The sequence below is a fragment of the Nostoc sp. ATCC 53789 genome, assembly GCF_009873495.1.
GTDB lineage: Bacteria > Cyanobacteriota > Cyanobacteriia > Cyanobacteriales > Nostocaceae > Nostoc > Nostoc muscorum_A.
Genome location: NZ_CP046705.1, coordinates 238,360 through 256,124, shown reverse-complemented (window position 1 = coordinate 256,124; position 17,765 = coordinate 238,360). Strand labels below are relative to the sequence as shown.

General features: G+C 41.0%; 15 protein-coding genes and 4 pseudogenes. 6 read left to right on the top strand and 13 right to left on the bottom strand.

Annotated features, from left to right (window positions below; translation table 11 throughout):
* Positions 1–125 precede the first annotated feature (125 nt).
* Entirely contained in the window at positions 126–497 is a 372-nt protein-coding gene (locus tag GJB62_RS32955) for a hypothetical protein (RefSeq protein WP_114086193.1), read from the top strand.
* Between the two features lie 342 nt (positions 498–839).
* Here GJB62_RS32955 and GJB62_RS32945 read toward each other — a convergent pair whose 3' ends face one another.
* On the bottom strand, positions 840–2,975 hold the full coding sequence (locus GJB62_RS32945; RefSeq protein ID WP_114086194.1) for a PAS domain S-box protein: 2,136 nt from the start codon (positions 2,973–2,975) through the stop codon (positions 840–842).
* Between the two features lie 380 nt (positions 2,976–3,355).
* Here GJB62_RS32945 and GJB62_RS36805 point away from each other — a divergent pair, with 380 nt between their 5' ends.
* Positions 3,356–3,529: a hypothetical protein gene (locus GJB62_RS36805; protein WP_167756040.1), complete on the top strand. Its 174-nt coding sequence runs from the start codon at positions 3,356–3,358 to the stop codon at positions 3,527–3,529.
* An 81-nt stretch (positions 3,530–3,610) separates the two neighbouring features.
* Here the strand turns inward: GJB62_RS36805 and GJB62_RS32940 are convergent, their stop codons facing one another.
* Complete coding sequence (locus tag GJB62_RS32940) at positions 3,611–3,865, bottom strand: hypothetical protein (protein WP_114086195.1); 255 nt, start codon at positions 3,863–3,865, stop codon at positions 3,611–3,613.
* A 295-nt stretch (positions 3,866–4,160) separates the two neighbouring features.
* Positions 4,161–4,967 (bottom strand): Rpn family recombination-promoting nuclease/putative transposase, encoded by an 807-nt coding sequence (locus GJB62_RS32935; protein ID WP_114086196.1) that lies wholly within the window; start codon positions 4,965–4,967, stop codon positions 4,161–4,163.
* Between the two features lie 116 nt (positions 4,968–5,083).
* Here GJB62_RS32935 and GJB62_RS32930 point away from each other — a divergent pair.
* Positions 5,084–6,159 (top strand): annotated as a pseudogene (locus GJB62_RS32930) (IS1634 family transposase).
* A gap of 177 nt (positions 6,160–6,336) precedes the next feature.
* Here GJB62_RS32930 and GJB62_RS32925 read toward each other — a convergent pair.
* Positions 6,337–7,245, bottom strand: coding sequence for a transposase family protein (locus GJB62_RS32925; RefSeq protein ID WP_159402448.1), 909 nt, complete (start codon positions 7,243–7,245; stop codon positions 6,337–6,339).
* A gap of 44 nt (positions 7,246–7,289) precedes the next feature.
* A pseudogene (locus tag GJB62_RS32920) lies at positions 7,290–7,983 on the bottom strand (IS1 family transposase).
* Between the two features lie 38 nt (positions 7,984–8,021).
* Between GJB62_RS32920 and GJB62_RS32915 the strand changes: the two are divergent.
* Positions 8,022–8,246: pseudogene (locus GJB62_RS32915) on the top strand (nuclease A inhibitor family protein); the annotation flags it as partial.
* A 69-nt stretch (positions 8,247–8,315) separates the two neighbouring features.
* On the opposite strand, the gene GJB62_RS32910 reads toward GJB62_RS32915, so the two are convergent.
* The 3 genes from GJB62_RS32910 to GJB62_RS32900 all read right to left on the bottom strand — a co-directional run bounded on the left by GJB62_RS32910 (position 8,316) and on the right by GJB62_RS32900 (position 11,050).
* Positions 8,316–9,668: a DNA/RNA non-specific endonuclease gene (locus tag GJB62_RS32910; protein ID WP_245246281.1), complete on the bottom strand. Its 1,353-nt coding sequence runs from the start codon at positions 9,666–9,668 to the stop codon at positions 8,316–8,318.
* A gap of 170 nt (positions 9,669–9,838) precedes the next feature.
* Positions 9,839–10,612 carry a DNA-directed RNA polymerase subunit alpha C-terminal domain-containing protein gene (locus GJB62_RS32905; protein ID WP_114086306.1) on the bottom strand — a complete coding sequence of 258 codons (774 nt, stop codon included), beginning with the start codon at positions 10,610–10,612 and terminating at the stop codon, positions 9,839–9,841.
* A 180-nt stretch (positions 10,613–10,792) separates the two neighbouring features.
* Entirely contained in the window at positions 10,793–11,050 is a 258-nt protein-coding gene (locus GJB62_RS32900; protein WP_114086305.1) for a hypothetical protein, read from the bottom strand.
* Between the two features lie 235 nt (positions 11,051–11,285).
* Here GJB62_RS32900 and GJB62_RS32895 point away from each other — a divergent pair, with 235 nt between their 5' ends.
* Both GJB62_RS32895 and GJB62_RS32890 read left to right on the top strand, forming a co-directional pair.
* Positions 11,286–12,599, top strand: a complete 1,314-nt coding sequence (locus GJB62_RS32895; protein WP_114086304.1) for an NF041680 family putative transposase — start codon at positions 11,286–11,288, stop codon at positions 12,597–12,599.
* 134 nt (positions 12,600–12,733) lie between these two features.
* Positions 12,734–13,006, top strand: a pseudogene (locus GJB62_RS32890) (IS630 family transposase); the annotation flags it as partial.
* A 366-nt stretch (positions 13,007–13,372) separates the two neighbouring features.
* Here the strand turns inward: GJB62_RS32890 and phnM are convergent.
* The 5 genes from phnM to GJB62_RS32865 all read right to left on the bottom strand — a co-directional run bounded on the left by phnM (position 13,373) and on the right by GJB62_RS32865 (position 17,754).
* The gene (phnM, locus tag GJB62_RS32885) at positions 13,373–14,509 is read right to left on the bottom strand and encodes a phosphonate metabolism protein PhnM (protein ID WP_114086310.1); all 1,137 of its coding nucleotides are present in this window, start codon (positions 14,507–14,509) and stop codon (positions 13,373–13,375) included.
* A gap of 59 nt (positions 14,510–14,568) precedes the next feature.
* Positions 14,569–15,294, bottom strand: coding sequence for a phosphonate C-P lyase system protein PhnL (phnL, locus tag GJB62_RS32880; RefSeq protein ID WP_114086303.1), 726 nt, complete (start codon positions 15,292–15,294; stop codon positions 14,569–14,571).
* Between the two features lie 155 nt (positions 15,295–15,449).
* A complete protein-coding gene (phnK, locus tag GJB62_RS32875) occupies positions 15,450–16,223 on the bottom strand; it encodes a phosphonate C-P lyase system protein PhnK (protein WP_114086302.1) in 774 nt (257 codons plus the stop codon).
* 38 nt (positions 16,224–16,261) lie between these two features.
* Complete coding sequence (locus tag GJB62_RS32870) at positions 16,262–17,146, bottom strand: alpha-D-ribose 1-methylphosphonate 5-phosphate C-P-lyase PhnJ (protein ID WP_114086301.1); 885 nt, start codon at positions 17,144–17,146, stop codon at positions 16,262–16,264.
* A 47-nt stretch (positions 17,147–17,193) separates the two neighbouring features.
* Complete coding sequence (locus GJB62_RS32865; RefSeq protein ID WP_114086309.1) at positions 17,194–17,754, bottom strand: phosphonate degradation HD-domain oxygenase; 561 nt, start codon at positions 17,752–17,754, stop codon at positions 17,194–17,196.
* Positions 17,755–17,765 lie beyond the last annotated feature (11 nt).

Genomic DNA, 17,765 nt, shown 5'->3' with positions numbered 1-17,765 from the left:
TTCACAGATTTTGCCGTTTACACACACAAGCGTGCCTGAAAAGCTTACATAGCTAGCGTCTGTGATGTACTTCATCAATGTCAAAATCTAATTATTAGTTTTTCAATTTTTTGGAGGAGAGGATAATGTTGAAGTTCACCTGTTTGATGATTGTTGGGGCAGTATTGTCGATTAGTGCGCCGGCTTTTGCTGAAAGTCGTGCGGTTAATATCAGTATTGGCAGTATTGGTGGTTCCTTAGACAATGCTGCTTTGCGAACAGTTCGCCAGGTTATCGGCTTTGCAGTCGGCACTAGTACCGTCGACAAATTCATTGTATATAGTCCCAAGGCCGGATCTCCTATTCCCATCGAAGGAGGTTTATCTGCTTGTGCTGAAGCTGGCTTCGGCACAAGCAATACAACATTTAATGCTTTTATCCAGCAGTTGCAGTCAATTAAGCCCAAACCAGGGACTTTCTACAATGTAGAACTTACCGCAACCTGCAAACAGAAATAAGACGTTTGCACTCAAGCACGGTAGGATGGGCTTTGTACCTCAGCCCATCCATCGAGTTGCACTCTACGCATAAACGCAAAACTCCATATTCTGAAATTGGAGATGTAACATCAATCTTGGTTTTAATCAGGTTTAACTGATTGGTTATTGCCTCCATCCTGTCCGCCTTTCTGATCTGGCGTTCTGCTACTGCTTCCGCCGAGAGCTTACGGTCATAAACTGATGCCACTGCCCGTCATCGCCCAGCATATAGGATGTCATCACGGTGTAGGTCTGTGGTGTACGATTGGCTAGTGGCGGTGGTTAACTGAAGTCACACTTTCGACCAAGTTAATTTTGAGTCTAAACCAGAATCGGTAAGGTAATCACAAATTCTGTTCCAACGCCTGGGGTAGAATTCACATCCAAAGTTCCACCATGTTTTTCTACAACAATAGATTGAGCGATCGCTAATCCTAATCCTGTTCCTTTACCAACGCCTTTGGTGGTAAACAAGTCGTCAAATACTTTTTGTTTAATTGATTCACTCATCCCTTGACCATTATCAGCAATCTTCACCTCAACCTGTTTGTTTTTCAATGAGGTGGTAATCATAATCTGATTAGGATTGGCTTTAATCTCCCTAAAACTCCGGTCTGTATTTGATTCATCCAAGGCATCAATAGCATTCGCTAGTATGTTCATAAATACCTGATTTAATTGCCCTGGAAAGCATTCTACTTCAGGTAATTTCCCGTAGTTTGTGATCACTTCAATCTTCGGACGTTGCTCATTTGCTTTCAGACGATGTTTGAGAATTAGAATAGTACTATCAATGCCTTGGTGGATATTGAAAGATATTTTGTAGTCTTGATCGGCACGGGTGAAAGTGCGGAGACTGGTACTAATATCTTTCAGTCTGTCACAGGCTATCGTCATTGAATCAATCATTTCGGGTAAATCTGATAAGCCATATTCCAAGTCAATTTCTTCGGCATGGATAAGAATTTCATCTCCCGGAGCGGGGAACTTCTTCTGATAAAGCTTTAAGTGGTCAACAATATCAGCAAAGGTAGGTTTAGCTTGTTTTACACTGGCAGCAATAAAGCCCAAAGGATTATTCATTTCGTGAGCTACTCCAGCAACCAATTGACCAATAGAAGACATTTTTTCGCTTTGAAGCAAATGAGCTTGGGTGCTTTGAAGTTCTTTAAGAGTCCGCTCTAAATCTTCTGCTTTTTGCACCAAAGTTTCTTCCGCAGCTTTGAGTTCGCTGATATCCCTTGCGATCGTCGAGAAATATTCAACTTCCCCCTCCGGTGATTTGTGAGCAATAATCAGTTGGGATATGGGAATTTCTCGTCCATCAGCTTTTAAAACAGCCGTTTCCCCAACCCAATCACCGACTCTAACCGATTCTGGTAATCCTTGATTCTGAATAATCTCATTTGCCCATTTCGGATGATTTTCGGACAAATTTCTCTTATGAAGCGATTCTTCTTCCCCTAGCTCCAACATCCTACGAGCTGCTTTATTAAAGTAAAGAACCTGCCCAGTTAAGTCAGCAGTGCTGATAAAGTCCGGTGCTGCTTCTAGAATTGCTAACAACTTCGCCTGTTCTTTCTGGGCTTGTTTATGCTCACTAATATCACGAGCTACACCAACAGTCATTATCACTTGACCTAGTTCGTTGCGGATCGCAGATTTGATTGTATGGAATAGGCGTACCTCGCCATTGTACCGAGTTACTGGCTCTTGGGGAATTTCTAGAGTCTGTCCACTTTCAAATACGTAAGTATCATCTTTGATATATTGCAGGGTATGATCTGCTTCGCTGAAGGGTGCATCAATCATATTTTGAAGCTCTGACTCACTCATCCCGTAATAATCACGAAATGCCTTATTTGCCCAAATTATTCGAGATTTAGCACCTTTAACCAGTACCATATCTGTAATTGCATCAAGAATTTGCTGATAGGTCTTTTCGTTTTCGCGCAGAGCGTTTTCAAAAGACTTTACTTTTGTAATATCCTGCACTGTTGAGACAATACTAATTACCTTGCCATCCACGTTAGTTATCGGAGTGTGACACCAATCACAAATAATCACTATTCCATGTTTTGTCAGGTTCTTACTGAGATTATTACCTCCCACTTTCTCTTCAATTAATAACTCCATTATTTTGATGGCTTGTACTCTCTCAATTTCTGGCACAATTATTTCTGATACCTGACAACCAAGTACTTCGATTTTGCTGTATCCAAATAGTTGTTCAGCAGCCAGATTCCATTCTATTACTTGAAACGCTGTATTCCACTCAATTAAAGGCAAAGGATTTCGTTCTATAAGTAATAAAAGTTTATCTTGCAACTGTTTCAAATCTGGCTCTGCTAATTGATTTTCAATCTCCTGACCATTTCTACTGACTTCATCAACTTTTAGCACTTGGTTGACAGAAAAATTGTTACCGGATTGAATGCCCTGCTGTTGAAAGTTCATCCTGTCTAACTGACTAATAGATTTGCTTGCTACTTAAATCTAAGATTCCCTATTTTTTAGATAATGTAACATTCCTGTTTCTAATAATATTCATCTGTTGGAAATCGTAGTAAGAAGAGGACAATTATAAAGGCAAAAGTACGTCCCTAAGAATCACTTGAACGAGATGTGGCTTACGTAGATAAAATACAGACTCAGTATAGAATTGAAATTATCTAGGGGGGCAGAAGTCTATGGTAGGAACCGATAACGCGAAACGGGGGGCAGAGGAGCAGAGGGGAAAAGTAGTACAAATATCTCCTCTGCACCCCTGCTCCCATACCTTCTGCATCGCCGTCCACACCCCTCAATAATGAAAGTGGAGATAATAATTCGGGGGTATGGACACAGACGCAAAACTCAGTGATTCTTGGTGGGAGCGAGTTAAATATTACGCTCAATTGGCGATTGAGCGGGTGGAGGATGGAGTTGACAAGGTTAAGGAATTACTCAGTACAGACAGATTTGCTCAACTGGTGAACGGAGCGCCTGATTGGGTGGAATGGATGGCATAACTTCATGCTTTTGGTTACGTAGTCAGCGCAAGCACAGTCGGCATCGCCCTTGCTATCGGGTTGATTTATCTTGGCTAATGACTATCTGAAAAGCGTTATCTCGTCGTTGGTATTAACATTTACAACCTCATCCATAATTGGGGCGCTCATGTGTGTGACAGCTAAAACCGATTCTGACTGGATGCTAATTAAGCGGACGTATGCGATAGATTCTTTTGGGTTAAGTCCAGCCACAACAATTCTATCCATTGGCAGTAAATCATTACTAGTCGGTAATGCGTAGGTTGCTACTTTGAACAAATCACCTGTTGCTGGGTGAGCTAAATAATTAATCACAACGCAACCTACCCCAATTTTTGGGACATTAAGCCATAAAATTGCCCAATCCTTAATTGTTGAAATTGGCTGTCGAATCCATTTGATTTTTGTTTTTTGGCTGATTTATTTTTGGACATTGCCACACTATAAGTGTTTTTTCTCAAGCGAACGATTCAGTCACTTCTACTACTTTTCATTTTAGTCCCTTACCTGAAGGTCAGTATCTCCAAAGGACTCACTCACATCAATTGCCTGAAACTAAATGACCCTTAGTGGTGCAGATCAAACAACTGGATTGCGTATCTATTATGTGCTACTGGTAAATTTGACGCAATTGTGAGACAGTACTCGCTGTATCTATCCCCTCCAAGATGGCTTCTAGCAAGCTTACATCTTGGATAGATTCGATTTCAGGGAATAAATCTTGACCCGATTTTCCAAATTTGAGCTTTAATCCCAAGGCTATACCTTTTAACAAAGCTTCAAGCTTACCTTTTTCAATACCAAATCGTTCAACAGAAGTAACATACTGCATACTTAAAGACTCCTCAAAATCACGATATTCTTGCCAAAACTCTTCCTCTAGTTGCGCTGGTAGAGTCATCATCCAGTCAATGAAACCGAATAAGTTAATAACATCTTCCCGTCTTAAGCCTTGTTCGTACAATCTACGCACTAAAACCAATTTCTGTTGCTTGCGCTCTATTCTATCATCGCGTGTCTCCATCGCCTTTAGATGTGCCATCACTACAGTCGCCAAAGGGTTTCGGCTGGCTTCTAATTCTGATTGACGTTGTTGATAGTCTAACAACTTGACAATTGGAAATGTGAACTCAACCGTACAGCCAAAAAGGTTGTAACCAAATTGATTCGGTCGCCAGTTTGAACGCTCATCACCTAAAACTGCTAAGGATGCAACAGATCGCTTGTATCTGTCATATATGCGGTAGTTGTAGGTAAACATCCTAGCTGCAAAGTTGCTTTCTTCTTGACTTTGAATTTCCAGATGCACAAGTATCCAGGATTCTTCGCCATCAGTTCGGTATATTTTCACCAGTTTATCTGCCAGCCGCTCTCCAAGTTCCGCATCACGCACTACCTGTTGTAACTCCTGATCCAAAAACTCAGGCTGTTGAGTCCAATAGACTCATCCGCGAATCATGAAACCCAGATTCCGCAGGTGCGCTCGTAAATGCTGTATTTTTGAAAATGACCTAAATGCTGCATTTTAGAAGCATGACAGCATCATTAAATATCAGGGTACAGGATATTGACCACTGCGGCATAGTCGCAGGCATCTGTGATGAGATGAATTTAGTAGAACAAATTAACCGACTGCTGGGAACTCACTCTCAAGAAATCATCAGTGCAGGTCAAGTTGTAAAAGCAATGATTTTAAACGGATTAGGATTCGTGAGTGCGCCGTTATATTTGTTTGAAAAGTTTTTCGTAGGCAAAGCTACCGAGCATCTTTTAGGAGAAGGAATACGTCCAGAACACTTAAACGATGACCGTTTGGGTCGAGTATTGGACCAATTATATGAGGCGGGACTAACGAAAGTCAAGCCAGAAAAGAAGCTGACCTCAAGCAGTTGGAAAAACGTTTAATTAAAAAGTTATCAGTTGCCCAATCCGAACTTCGGCAGTTGTCAAACCAAGAATTTGCTTGCTCAAAAGATGCTCTGATTGCGGCACAACGGCTCAGTTCTAAGTTGCCCTTACACCAACTGGCTAATATCCAGGTTAAGGAAGTAAAAAAACATACTGGACGTGGTAGACCCAGTAAGGATGCTGCCCCTACCTTTTACTACCAAGTCGATGCCACGCTAGAACCCAAGGAAATAGCCATCGCCATCGAAACCAAACGCGCTGGAAGATTTATTTTAGCGACCAATGTCCTCGATGCCGAAGAACTCAGCGATGAAGATGTTTTACGTGAATATAAGGCACAGCAGTCTACTGAGCGTGGTTTCCGATTTCTCAAAGACCCTTTATTTTTTACTTCCAGTGTCTTTCTCAATTCGACTGAGCGAGTTGCCGCATTAGCAATGATTATGGGTTTGTGCTTGCTTGTTTATAGTCTGGGTCAAAGAGCTTTACGTCAAGCCTTAGAACGGGCAAAAAAAACTATTGATAATCAGTTGGGTAAACCAACTTCTACTCCCACCTTACGTTGGGTGTTCCAATGTTTTATGTCAATTCATTTGGTTACCGTCTCCCAAATCAAGCAAATTGCCAACTTAACCCATGAAAGGCAATGGATTCTTCAGTTTTTTGGCGCTCCTTGTCGAAAATATTATCTTCTTTCTTAACTAACCTGCGGAATGTGGGATGAAAGCTTACCAGGAGAGAGTTACAAGGATTTGCACGGAAGGAGCGATCGCCATCTGGCTGTACGAGGAAATAAGGGTTTGAAGGCATTGAGAGAGAAAAAAATGGAATTAGAGCAAAAACGTAGAATCAGAATAAATGAATTTACAAATAGCAAATTAAGTACTAAGAGTAACAGAAAATAACCGATTAATTCTTAATCTTACCAGCCCACAAACAGCCAGAATTACCTGATTATATCGATGTCGAGCTAGACGGAATCTATCACTGGCTACTCGAAATATTTTTACCCGACATATCATGTGTTCAACAGCGATTCGGCGTGACGAAAGTTCTTTATTCTCTTGTTTTTGTAATTCCGAGATTTCTGTATTTTTTCGTTTCTTATGAGGGGTGGTAATGGCATCATCTCCTATATAAGCTTTATCGCCGAGAAACTGTTGCGTGTCAGTAAATTTATGGCGGGTTTCTCGAAATAAATTAATATCGCTTGTTTTCCCTAACATTCCGACACGGACATCGACAATATCTTCCCCTCCAGGTAGAACAATAAATTGATTTTTCAGAGTGTGCATTTTTTTCTTGCCAGAGTAGTATCGTTTTTGCTCTTGATAGTCTACAGGTCTTGCTGTAGGTTGTTCAGTGCTATCGACAATTAATTCGTATTCAGACAGCATTCGCTGTAATTCTTGATATTTTTGACTATCTGTTGATACTTCTTCTATTTGAGATGCTGGTAAAATATCTCGCAAAATATCTACCCAATAATTGAAGGCATCATTGGCTTTAGTTTTGGAAATGTTAAACAGCAACCCTAAAATCTCAAAAATTGGTTTTTGTCTCAGGTAAACTAGACATAAGCATATTCCTTCTTTGGCTGACATTTCTGGTTTACGCCCGCCTCCAGGAGCGATAATCCGAATTTTCTTTTTTTCAATTTCTGCCTGTTTTTCTATATGCCTTTGCTCTGCCAGGCCGACCAATGCTAAAAAATGGTCATAACTAATTCCAATTAGGCGTTTAGCTTCATGAGGATACGATTCAATTCTTGCCAAAGGACTTGTCATATTCTTTCCACATAATTGCTACTCCAACTTTTTATTATCTCATGCTATTTATATTAAGGATAAGTCTAATAATCGAATTGAATATTTCAGCATATCTACTGACTTTGAATAGCACAATGTTTTGCGGTGTAGTCGGGCTAAATAGTGACGCAAGCGGGTATTTTCGCCTTCAACTCTAGTCATATATGTTTTACTCACAATTTGGTCTCCATTGGGGATAAAACTTGGGTAAACAATAAGCCATCTGTGATATAAAAATAGCTCTTCCAATGTTTAACAATTTCCCACAATGGCTCAAAGGTTTCAGCACTATGATCTCCTAAAACCCAGGCTAAAATACCCTGAGTAAAGTGATTTACTGCTGTCCAAAGCCAAATTTTGTTTTTTTGAACCGATGAATGTCTCTAATTCATCCAGTTCTCCAACTTCTGGAATGATATCTTCTTTTGGCACGTCTGGAAGTTTTTCTCCTAATTTTTTGACCCAATAAATGATGGTAGTATGATGCACACCTTTAACTCGCTCAATCCCGCGAAAACCCATGCCGTTCAGGTACATTTTTAAACATTCTTGTTTCACCTCCTCTGAATATCCCTTCGGCGGATTGTACACATCTATAAATTGGCGTTAGCGAAGCGGGGCGGAACGCACGTCGCAGTTAGTACAGATGTGATTTTGCTTACCTCTTCGCTTTCCATTCTTCCGGATTTCCGTAGACCCACAGTATGGACATTGCACAGTAGATAACCTCAATTCATCCCTCTATTATGCAACGCCAATTAGAGTATTTTTTTAGGAATTGCGCCTTTGAACAAGAGTGGCATAATGAATTGCAGAAATCAGATGTTAACAAATTTCAAACACTTGTTGAATCCCTAAAAGAGAATCTAAAGTCAATCAAGGTTTATCGCATAGGCACAAGAAATATTGATGTCTATATTATTGGAAAAACTTTAGATGAAGACTTAGCAGGAGTTTCAACAAAAATTGTTGAAACTTAGTGGTCAAATTGCAAGTCTGCCCACTTACTTATGTGGGCAGACTTGAATCGTTTTTGAAATTAGCGAAACTTACAAATTATCAACTCGTGCTTCTATTACAGATTGAATAGATGTTGAAACAAGTGATAGAAAATCGAATCCGGTTAGAGATTCAAGTGAATCAACACTGACTCGGTAATTTCTCCAGTCAGCAGTCCGAACCCCTTGGGCGTTGGGAATGTTAACTGCAATCACCCTTGTAGATGTTGTGACACCAGAGACTCCAGACCCAGGAGTGTCTAAGACAACAAGAATTTTCCAAGTACGATTGGGAACTGTCACTTTACCACCAGCAATCGTGCTAAAAGTTCCATTGCTTCCAGTCCCACTTACGCCATATCCACCAGATATAATGTAGAGTTCTTTTCCCTGGCTAACCAGAGTTCTAGCGTAATCTTCTAAGTTAGCCCAAATTCCCTGATTGTTATCAGGTGCTTGTGCAATCATGTTGGACATCAAAAAGGTGCTGGAGTTAACCGCAACTGTGCTAGTCCGATCGCCTGAAGGGGTCATGTGTCCTCTATCAAATCCACTACCACTAAAATCGGTAGATTGAACTTGATAGCATCCTGTTGGTAAGGTAGTATCCGCACGAAAGTCATCTTGTCTTGGTGTGCTTCCTAACCAACTACTATTCAACTGCCAAGATACCCAATTGGCTCGTCCTAATGAACAATTGTATCCAACTGCATATTGCGCTTTATCGAGCAAATAATTGTTTATATCTGAAGCCCCAGCACCACTGGGATTACCCATTGTTAGGTGTACATTTGTACTACCGCCACCACCCGAAGTACCGTAATCGGTGATGGTAATATCATCAATGTTGGTTCTGTTAGTAGTACCATCACTCTTGCGGACTTCACAGCGAGATGTGCCAGAAATGTTAGGCGTAAAAGTTGCAGTCTGTAAGGTTGTTGAACTAGTTGTGACTGTTGAACCTACCTGTAACCATGAACTACCACTATTACTTGAACACCACAACTGCCAATTGGTACTACTATCAGAACCAAACTTTGCGTGTTTAATGCTAACTGTACCAGTACCAGTGCTGCGGTCAAATTTCATTGAGACTTTACCACTGTTGCGAATACGTACAGATTGTGTACCGCTTTTAGCATCACTGGTAAGATTCCCAATCAAGGCATCATCTAAATTCCAAACACCTGTACCAAGGGTGACATCAGAGGAAGTATAACTACCTTTTGAGCCAGTTTCAAAACCTTCAACAGTCGTTGCACCTTTTGCACTAAATAACGTGTTGAAGGTAATTAGTAAAACTATTACTGCTCCTGTCAACCACCCATTACGATAAACTTTGCGCCAAAAATTAAATAACACTAGGTCTAATTTAACCTCGTAAGTCCAGTAGTCCGTTTGCATTTCGAGCTAAAAACACAACAGGATAATAACTAACTGTGCTGCTTACGTAGGTTAAATTATTATTAGTGTTAGATTATGTCTCTTAATTGTGCGATCGCAAACAATGTTGTTGACACTGCGATATTGAAAACGCTCATCAAGTCTTAGTGCATAGCTTTCAAAATTACTGCTCAGAGAGAAGGCGTGTGTTCCGGGTCTGGTAACTCTGGTAACTCAATCCCTCGGCTTTGCAATGCTTCAACTATCTGAGATACAGATTTATTTCCCAGATTTTTCAGCGTTTGCAAGCCTGTGACACCATATTTCTTTAAATCTTCTATTGTGTTAACTTGTGCATCGAGAAGCGCCGTATAAGTATTTCTTTTCAAATTCAATGACTCAATACTGTTTTCATCAACAACACTTACAGGTGTATTATCCCCATTTATTTGCTCTACGCGATGTACATTGCTGTTGGCAACCTCTACAAGCTGATTATCTGGTGAGATTGAGTCGGAGCTTTCAGGGATGCTAATTTTTTCAACACTGTCCACATTGTCATCAACAACACTTACAGGTGTATTATCCCCATTTATTTGCTCTACGCGATGTACATTACTGTTGGCAACCTCTAGCTGATTATCTGGCGAGATTGAGTCGGAGCTTTCAGGGAGGCTAATTTTCTCAACACTGTCTACATTGTCATCAATAACGCCATTCGGCTTATTGTCCTCAAGTATTTCTAGAACTCTATCTATTTTTGCTAGTTGCTCATAAACAGTATTTACACTCACGGTTGCTTCTACACCAGCATCAACAGAGGCTAACCAGTCATTTTTGATTAGGTTGGATAACTCTGACTTTATATGGCTAGGCTTTAATCTGCCTTCTGTAATTAACTTTTCGACAACAGAATGTGGCACACGGAAGCTTACAATAGGCGATTCCTTGCTTTTTTTTCCCATATTCCTCTACTTTGTCAACAGTGTATACAGTAAATATATCATTGTGTATACAGTGTTGACAATATGGAAAATTCCTCAGAGTCAGCCCAGAGCTATGCAAATTTTCTTGTGTATGTTTTAGTACCTAAAACAAATTATTTAAAAGAATACTAGCAAACCAGGAGTAATCAAGTGTAACAATCATTCATTTACGTCAAATTTATCAATTATTAGCGTCTTAAAGCTCTGTGTCAACTGCTGCCAGAGGAACTCAATTTCCTCATAGCACTTCTGTGAAGAAATTTTTCCCGAAGTCTGTAGATTAGAGAGATAACAAACACGTTCAGAAAATTCTTGAAGATTAGCATTGAATAAAAGATTTTGAGGCGTGTACTTTCCAAGATATCGATAGCGCTGGTAGAGGAAATTGTCTTTGTCTATCTGATTGTCGTTATCCATATTCAAAAAAATCTTCTTAGTACAAATCTAGACTTAGTTATTTCACGTTATTTTTATGTTTACATCTACATATAGTATTAAAATACCCATTCTGGAATCAGAATCACTTATTTTTCCAATTATTCACCTGATTATCTTTGTACTGGACTTTGGACTAAAAGGCTAGAGAAAAGCAGTCAGCAGTAACACTGACTGCCGTAAAGTCAATGAAAGTAATCGATAAATCATTGACGTGATGATCCTGACACAACTAGAAAAATTCCGCCAAGCTATCTACGATTGTTTGGGGAAGGCCAAAGATGCAGTATTTGAATTGATGGATGCAGTATTGACAAGTCCAAGTATCCCATCATTCGTCAGCTTGTCTCAAAACCCAGTATTTAGACGGCAATGGTCGAGTATTTATGCAGCACTGCATGATAGTCGTCCACCCAGAAGGAAACTGATGAAACTGATGGTGAAGGAGGTAGCGACAGAAGAGCAGCCATTTCTAGCAGGAGATCATAGCTTTTGGTCACGACCAGAAGCGAGAACACTTAGGGAAAGAACTTTTCATGGGGACAGAGGAGGGAGCATAGGCATCGGGCAAAGTTACAGTACTTTAGCCTGGATACCAGAGGCGGATGGGAGTTGGGCATTACCGTTGAGACATGAACGGATAACCAGCTTTGAAACTCCAACAAGCAAAGCAGTATTTCAACTCAAAACTGTGACTCGTGAGTTAGGAAAAAGACCGCTTGCTGCTTATGACCGAGGTTATGGCAACGCCAAATTTGTCCAAGCAACAGAGAACATTGAGGTAGACCTGTTGCTGCGTTTAGCCTCAAACCGATGTGTTTGGGGTACACCCAGTGCTTATAAGGGACGAGGCGCTCCGTGCAAGCATGGTCATAAGTTCAAATTGAATGACCCTGAAACTTGGCCAATAGCAAGGGAGACTCTAGAAATCGAAGACCCCAAAATTGGTCGAGTTAAAGTGATGCGTTGGAGTAGGTTTCATTTCCTTCAATCGCCAAACCGAGCAATGGAAATCATTCGTGTCGAGGTCATTAAACCAGTAGGACGCAATCGGAAGTTCCAACCATTATGGCTAGCTTGGTTAGGCAAGACGATGCCTCCATTAGAGAACCTTTGGCACAAATACTTACGCCGCTTTGCCCTAGAACATTGGTATAGATTTGCAAAGCAACGATTATATTGGACACAGCCTCAGCTTGGCTCTACTCAGGCAGCAGAGCGATGGAGTGACCTCATGCCTTTGTTAACTTGGCAACTATGGTTAGCTAGAGTTGTCTGCATCGACTCTCCATTGCCGTGGCAATCAACTCAGGATACACTGTCTCCAGGGCGTGTAGCACAAGCCTTTCCCCTAATTTTAGCCACCATTGGCACTCCTGCTCAACCGCCTAAAACTCGCGGTAAATCACCTGGTCGTGCCCAAGGGCATCAGCCACCTCCTCGTCCCCGTTATCCCACTGTCAAAAAACACGCATCTAAAAAACCTAAAACCGAAGAATCACTTAAGAACGCCGATCTAACTGCTGCTTAGTTTCTGCTTCTTTTTTAACAATTCCATTTAACTCAGCCTCTAAAAGAAGTTGGGTCACTTTCTCTTGCCTTCTATTCATTGCTGCTAAATGCAAATTAGTCCAAACTCAAGCTTTGTAAACAGCACCTTGTTCTCGTTCCAAAGAAATTCAAAGCTTTTTAGACGAACTTAATCAGGGTTTAGCACCTGAACAATGGAAAATTCATTGTGTTCGTTTCGCCCCTAATTGCCCAGAACAAAATCCTATTGAAGATATCTGGTTGCAAGCTAAAACATGGGTTCGACGTTTTTGTGCCTTGATTCCTTCTTTCTCCCATTTAAAGTGGATGTTTGAGTGGTTCATCCGACACACTACCTTTGATTTTCCCACTCTTGGAATGTACGGAGTTTTTTCAAAAATCAAATAGGATTCCTATATTAAATATATAGTATTGATGAGAAAAGGTCATCTTAATATAATATTGGAAATTTTAATCCAGAATGGTAAATAGTAATATTGAGGAGCAATCCGTATTGGTGTACAAAAATATATTGCTAAAGTTAAAAAATATGAACGATTGATCAGGAGATATAGTAGTTTTATGCGATTTATATAGTCAAACCTGGGTAAGTTTCATGGATAATTGTTGGTGTATTGTTCAAAATTAATGGAATTAAATTGCAATAAGATTGAATATTATTTACGAGGTTTGAGGGCTATAGAGCTTATTATGTCTAAGTTTTAGCTTTCATGTCCCCTCCCTCTCTCAGCATTTACATATAATATTTTTAACTTAAGAAATACGATCACCTCGACAGATAGTTGCACTCAAACGGGGTATGATACCATCATCATGAACAGCGATCGCATCAGCTCTTTTTCCGACCTCCAAACTACCACGATCGCAAAATAGATTAATGGCTTTGGCTGGATTACTGGTAAATAATTGCATAGCTTGGTAAATAGGCTTGCCAGTCTTATGGGCAATTATCCAGATGGATTGCAATAAGCTTTGAGGAACATAATCAGAAGAGATCACATCAACTAAACCGTGCAAAACAAGTTCCATAGCTGAAACATTACCAGAGTGAGAACCACCTAACACTAAATTAGGCGCACCCATCAAAACTTGTAATCCTAAGTTATGCGCTGCTTTGGCAGCTACTAATGTAGTTGGGAACTCAGCTAGTACTACTCCATCTTGTACCGCTTCTTGGACGTGTTCCACAGTAGCATCATCGTGACTTGCTAAGGAAATACCTTTGGCTTTGGTAAGTTCTACTAAAGCCATACGATTTTTTTGTGCATATATTTGTTGCTGTTGCTGGCGAATAATGATGAACTCGTCAATTTTGTCAGGAGTAACACCGTGTTTTCCCATATAATACTCTTTAAACTTGTCCAACCGAGTAAACTGCCGTTGACCTGGAGTATGATCCATCAGCGAAATCATTGATAAAAGAGGATGATCTGAGTATTGTGCTGTAATCTCATAAACCTTTTCAAAAGCCAGTTCACAGCGTAGATGAATGCGATGTTCCACACAGAAGCGTCCGAAGACTTGTGCTTGGGAAATGACATCAATCATCGGCGCATAGTTAGTTAAGCGAGGAGAGCCAGCTGCGACATCACCAATTGCGATCGCATCACACACTGTTGTTACTCCCGCACTGGCTAAATCTCGGTCATGATAAACTGCTGCTGCTTCTAAAGGCCAACGAATACCGGGACGGGGAGACATACAGCGTTCGAGATTATCGGTGTGTAACTCAATCAATCCTGGTAATAGATAATCTCCCTGACCATTTTGACCATGACTTACAATTCCTGGCTGAATATCAGCAATCAATCCATCTCGCACTACCAAAGTACCCAGCAGTTCTTGATCTGGTAGTTGCAGACGATAGTTAGTGTAAATCTGTTCACTCATACTAATTCGTAATTCGTAATTCGTAATTTTTAATACTGGCATCATCCTGTTTTGGCAAATCACCTGTCAAAGATTAATTCGTGGTTACAAAGTTGCGATCGCACTTCTTCATCGTGAAAAATGCCAATTAAGCCACTGCCTTTAGCTTTTTTCTCTTGCAACAGTTCAATTACTACTTGGCGATTGGTAGCGTCTAGGGCTGAAGTTGGTTCATCTAGTAGCAAAATTGGATAATCAACTGCTAAAGCACGAGTAATATTTACCCGTTGCTTTTCGCCTCCAGAAAAGGTAGTGGGGGAAAGATGCCACAGTCGTTCTGAGAGATTGAGGCGACAAAATAAGTCTTTAACTTTGTTATATGCGACATTTATATCTACCCCTAATTCTAATAGTGGTTCTGCGGCAACTTCTAAGGCTGGTACTCTGGGAATTACTCTTAAAAACTGACTGACATATCCAATGGTTTTCTGCCGGACTGCTAAAATCTCATGGGGAGCGAGTTGACACAAATCAACCCAATCTTCCTGATGTTTTATCCAGACTGAACCACTATCAACGCGATAGTTAGCATACAAACAGCGCATAAATGTAGATTTACCACTGCCAGATGCTCCAGAAAGGGCGACACATTCCCCAGCATTAACGCTTAAAGAAACACCTTCTAGCACCGATAGATTAATGCCTCCTTGCTGATGCAGAGTAAAACTTTTTCGCAAATTCTCAACTTGTAAAAGTGCTTTGCCAGAAGAGCTTACTGGACGATGATTAACAGTTAATGATTGCATGGTTAAGAAAATAGATGACTGTTGAACGCCAGTTGTTTCAATGCGGCGGTATTTCTTTCAAGTCGGCAAAGCCGCCCAACAGAGTGCCTTGGAAACCCGCGCAACGCACTGGCTCCTGTTGACTGTTGACTGTTACCGTCAACAATCAACAAATATCAGGGTGTTAAAGCAGCACTGACTAAGAGTTGGGTGTATGGATGTTGTGGATCATCAAGTACTTGGTCAGTTAAACCTGATTCCACTACCTGTCCTTGTTGCATAACTAATAATCTGTGTGCTAAAAGCCTGACTACGCCGATATCGTGAGTAACTATAATCACGCTAAGATGAAAATTGCGGACAAGCGATCGCAATAAATCTAATAACCTCGCTTGCACTGATACATCCAAACCTCCCGTTGGTTCGTCCATCAAGATCAACCGAGGACGTGTCACCAATACACGGGCAAGTTGTAATCTTTGTTGCATCCCTCCAGAAAAGCGAACTGGCAGATCATCTATCCTTGTGGGGTCAATTTCTACTTGTTGTAGCCAGTGCCTAGCCTCATCCCGAATATTGCCATAGTGCCGTACCCCAATATCTAGTAGGCGTTCGCCGATATTTGCTCCAGCACTGACCTTCATTCGCAGACCATCACGGGGATTTTGCTGCACAAAGCCCCACTCAGTTCGCATCAACAACCGCCGTTTAGCTTCCGCAAGTTGAAAAATTTCTAAGTCTTCACCGCTACGACTAGTATAAGTAACATTACCTTTGTTAACAGCAGTATGATTAGCAATTGCACTCAGTAAAGTAGACTTACCTGAACCTGATTCTCCGACAATACCGAGAACTTGCCCAGGATAGAGATTAAAAGAAATGCGATCGCACGCTTTAATTGCGCCGTAAGATTTACTCAGTTGGTGAACTTGTAAAAGAGGTTTAGTCATTAGTCATTAGTCCATACTGATCAGTCGTCATTTATCAGTCATCCATCATCCGTCAACCGTCCCCCACAAAAATCTGTATCTGAGCAGATCCACATTCGCCCACCTTGGTCATCAATCACTACCTCATCTAAGTAGCTTTCTGTAGAACCGCATAACTCACAAGCTTTATCCCATTTTTCTACGGTGAACGGATGGTCTTCAAAGTCGAGGCTTTTGACTTTGGTATATGGTGGAATTGCATATATGCGTTTTTCTCTCCCTGCACCAAATAATTGCAATGCCGGACTCATCTGCATTTTGGGATTATCAAAGCGTGGGATCGGGCTAGGACTCATCAAATAGCGGTTATGCACCATTACTGGATAGTCGTAGGATGTAGCAATATGTCCATGTGTGGTAATGTCTTCGTACAGCTTGACGTACATAGCCCCGTATTCTTCTAGAGCGTGCATCTTGCCCGTCTCTACAGATGATGGTTCTAGCCACCGCAAAGGTTCGGGTATTGGTACTTGGTAAACTAAAATCTGTCCTTCCTGTAGTGGCGTTTCGGGTATGCGATGGCGAGTCTGAATTAAAGTTGCTTCTTGTGTGCGTTCTGTGGTTTTTACACCACAAACTTTTTGGAAAAAGCGACGAATATTAACGGCGTTAATGGTGTCGTCTGCTCCTTGGTCAATTACTTTCAACACATCAGTTTGACCAATTACAGCAGCCGTTACCTGAATTCCACCAGTACCCCAGCCGTAAGACATGGGCATTTCTCTGGAAGAAAAGGGAATTTGATGTCCTGGAATTGCCACAGCTTTCAGCAAGGCGCGGCGAATGGAACGCTTTGTTTGCTCGTCTAAGTAAGCAAAGTTAAAGCCTGTTTCTGGGGATTGGGGATTAGAGATTGGGGATTGGGGATTGGGAGAGATATTCATTAGACTGATGACTGTTAACAGACCATACGAAAAGATGTACATACAACTTATATGCACGACAGCTTATTTAAAGAGGCGGTCATAAATTGGGTGAAGTGGTTTAAATCGGGTGTTGGCAAATTTGTGATTTTAGCTTTGTCGTCATAAATCCTTAACTGCACAGCATCTTGAGCATAAGGTTGCTGAATAAATTTCTCTGCCTGTTTAGGGGAAAATATGCCTCCTTGCAGTTCTAAGCTGCGTTTGGATGGGGCTGAGAGACTGTCCCAATATTGAGGAACAACTGAGCAAAGATAGCGTTTGGCGACGACATGAAGCCTAATCGGTTGTGTGACTGCTGGACTGAAAATCTGACTTAGTAAGGAAATGGCTTGATGTTCATGTTGATCGTCTATGCCTTGGGTGGCGGGATTATCTCCCAAGTTATGGATTAAATGCCCTAAATCATGGAGTAGGCAAGCGGTAATCAATTCATGGTTTTGACCTGATATTTCAGCAAGGCTAGCACATTGCAAGGCGTGTTCTAACTGGGTGACAGCTTCCGCACCATAGGATTGAGAACCCTTTTTGGTGAACAGGTCAATAATGCTTTCGATAGTAGGTTTCATAATAGGTAACT

Bases quoted from the DNA above. Each gene is read 5' to 3' on its own strand.
- GJB62_RS32925 (WP_159402448.1), bottom strand. From the start codon at position 7,245: ATGACAAGTCCTTTGGCAAGAATTGAATCGTATCCTCATGAAGCTAAA.
- GJB62_RS36805 (WP_167756040.1), top strand. From the start codon at position 3,356: ATGGACACAGACGCAAAACTCAGTGATTCTTGGTGGGAGCGAGTTAAA.
- phnM (WP_114086310.1), bottom strand. From the start codon at position 14,509: ATGAGTGAACAGATTTACACTAACTATCGTCTGCAACTACCAGATCAA.
- phnL (WP_114086303.1), bottom strand. From the start codon at position 15,294: ATGCAATCATTAACTGTTAATCATCGTCCAGTAAGCTCTTCTGGCAAA.
- phnK (WP_114086302.1), bottom strand. From the start codon at position 16,223: ATGACTAAACCTCTTTTACAAGTTCACCAACTGAGTAAATCTTACGGC.
- GJB62_RS32865 (WP_114086309.1), bottom strand. From the start codon at position 17,754: ATGAAACCTACTATCGAAAGCATTATTGACCTGTTCACCAAAAAGGGT.
- GJB62_RS32955 (WP_114086193.1), top strand. From the start codon at position 126: ATGTTGAAGTTCACCTGTTTGATGATTGTTGGGGCAGTATTGTCGATT.
- GJB62_RS32905 (WP_114086306.1), bottom strand. From the start codon at position 10,612: ATGGGAAAAAAAAGCAAGGAATCGCCTATTGTAAGCTTCCGTGTGCCA.
- GJB62_RS32895 (WP_114086304.1), top strand. From the start codon at position 11,286: ATGATCCTGACACAACTAGAAAAATTCCGCCAAGCTATCTACGATTGT.
- GJB62_RS32900 (WP_114086305.1), bottom strand. From the start codon at position 11,050: ATGGATAACGACAATCAGATAGACAAAGACAATTTCCTCTACCAGCGC.
- GJB62_RS32870 (WP_114086301.1), bottom strand. From the start codon at position 17,146: ATGAATATCTCTCCCAATCCCCAATCCCCAATCTCTAATCCCCAATCC.
- GJB62_RS32945 (WP_114086194.1), bottom strand. From the start codon at position 2,975: ATGAACTTTCAACAGCAGGGCATTCAATCCGGTAACAATTTTTCTGTC.
- GJB62_RS32910 (WP_245246281.1), bottom strand. From the start codon at position 9,668: ATGCAAACGGACTACTGGACTTACGAGGTTAAATTAGACCTAGTGTTA.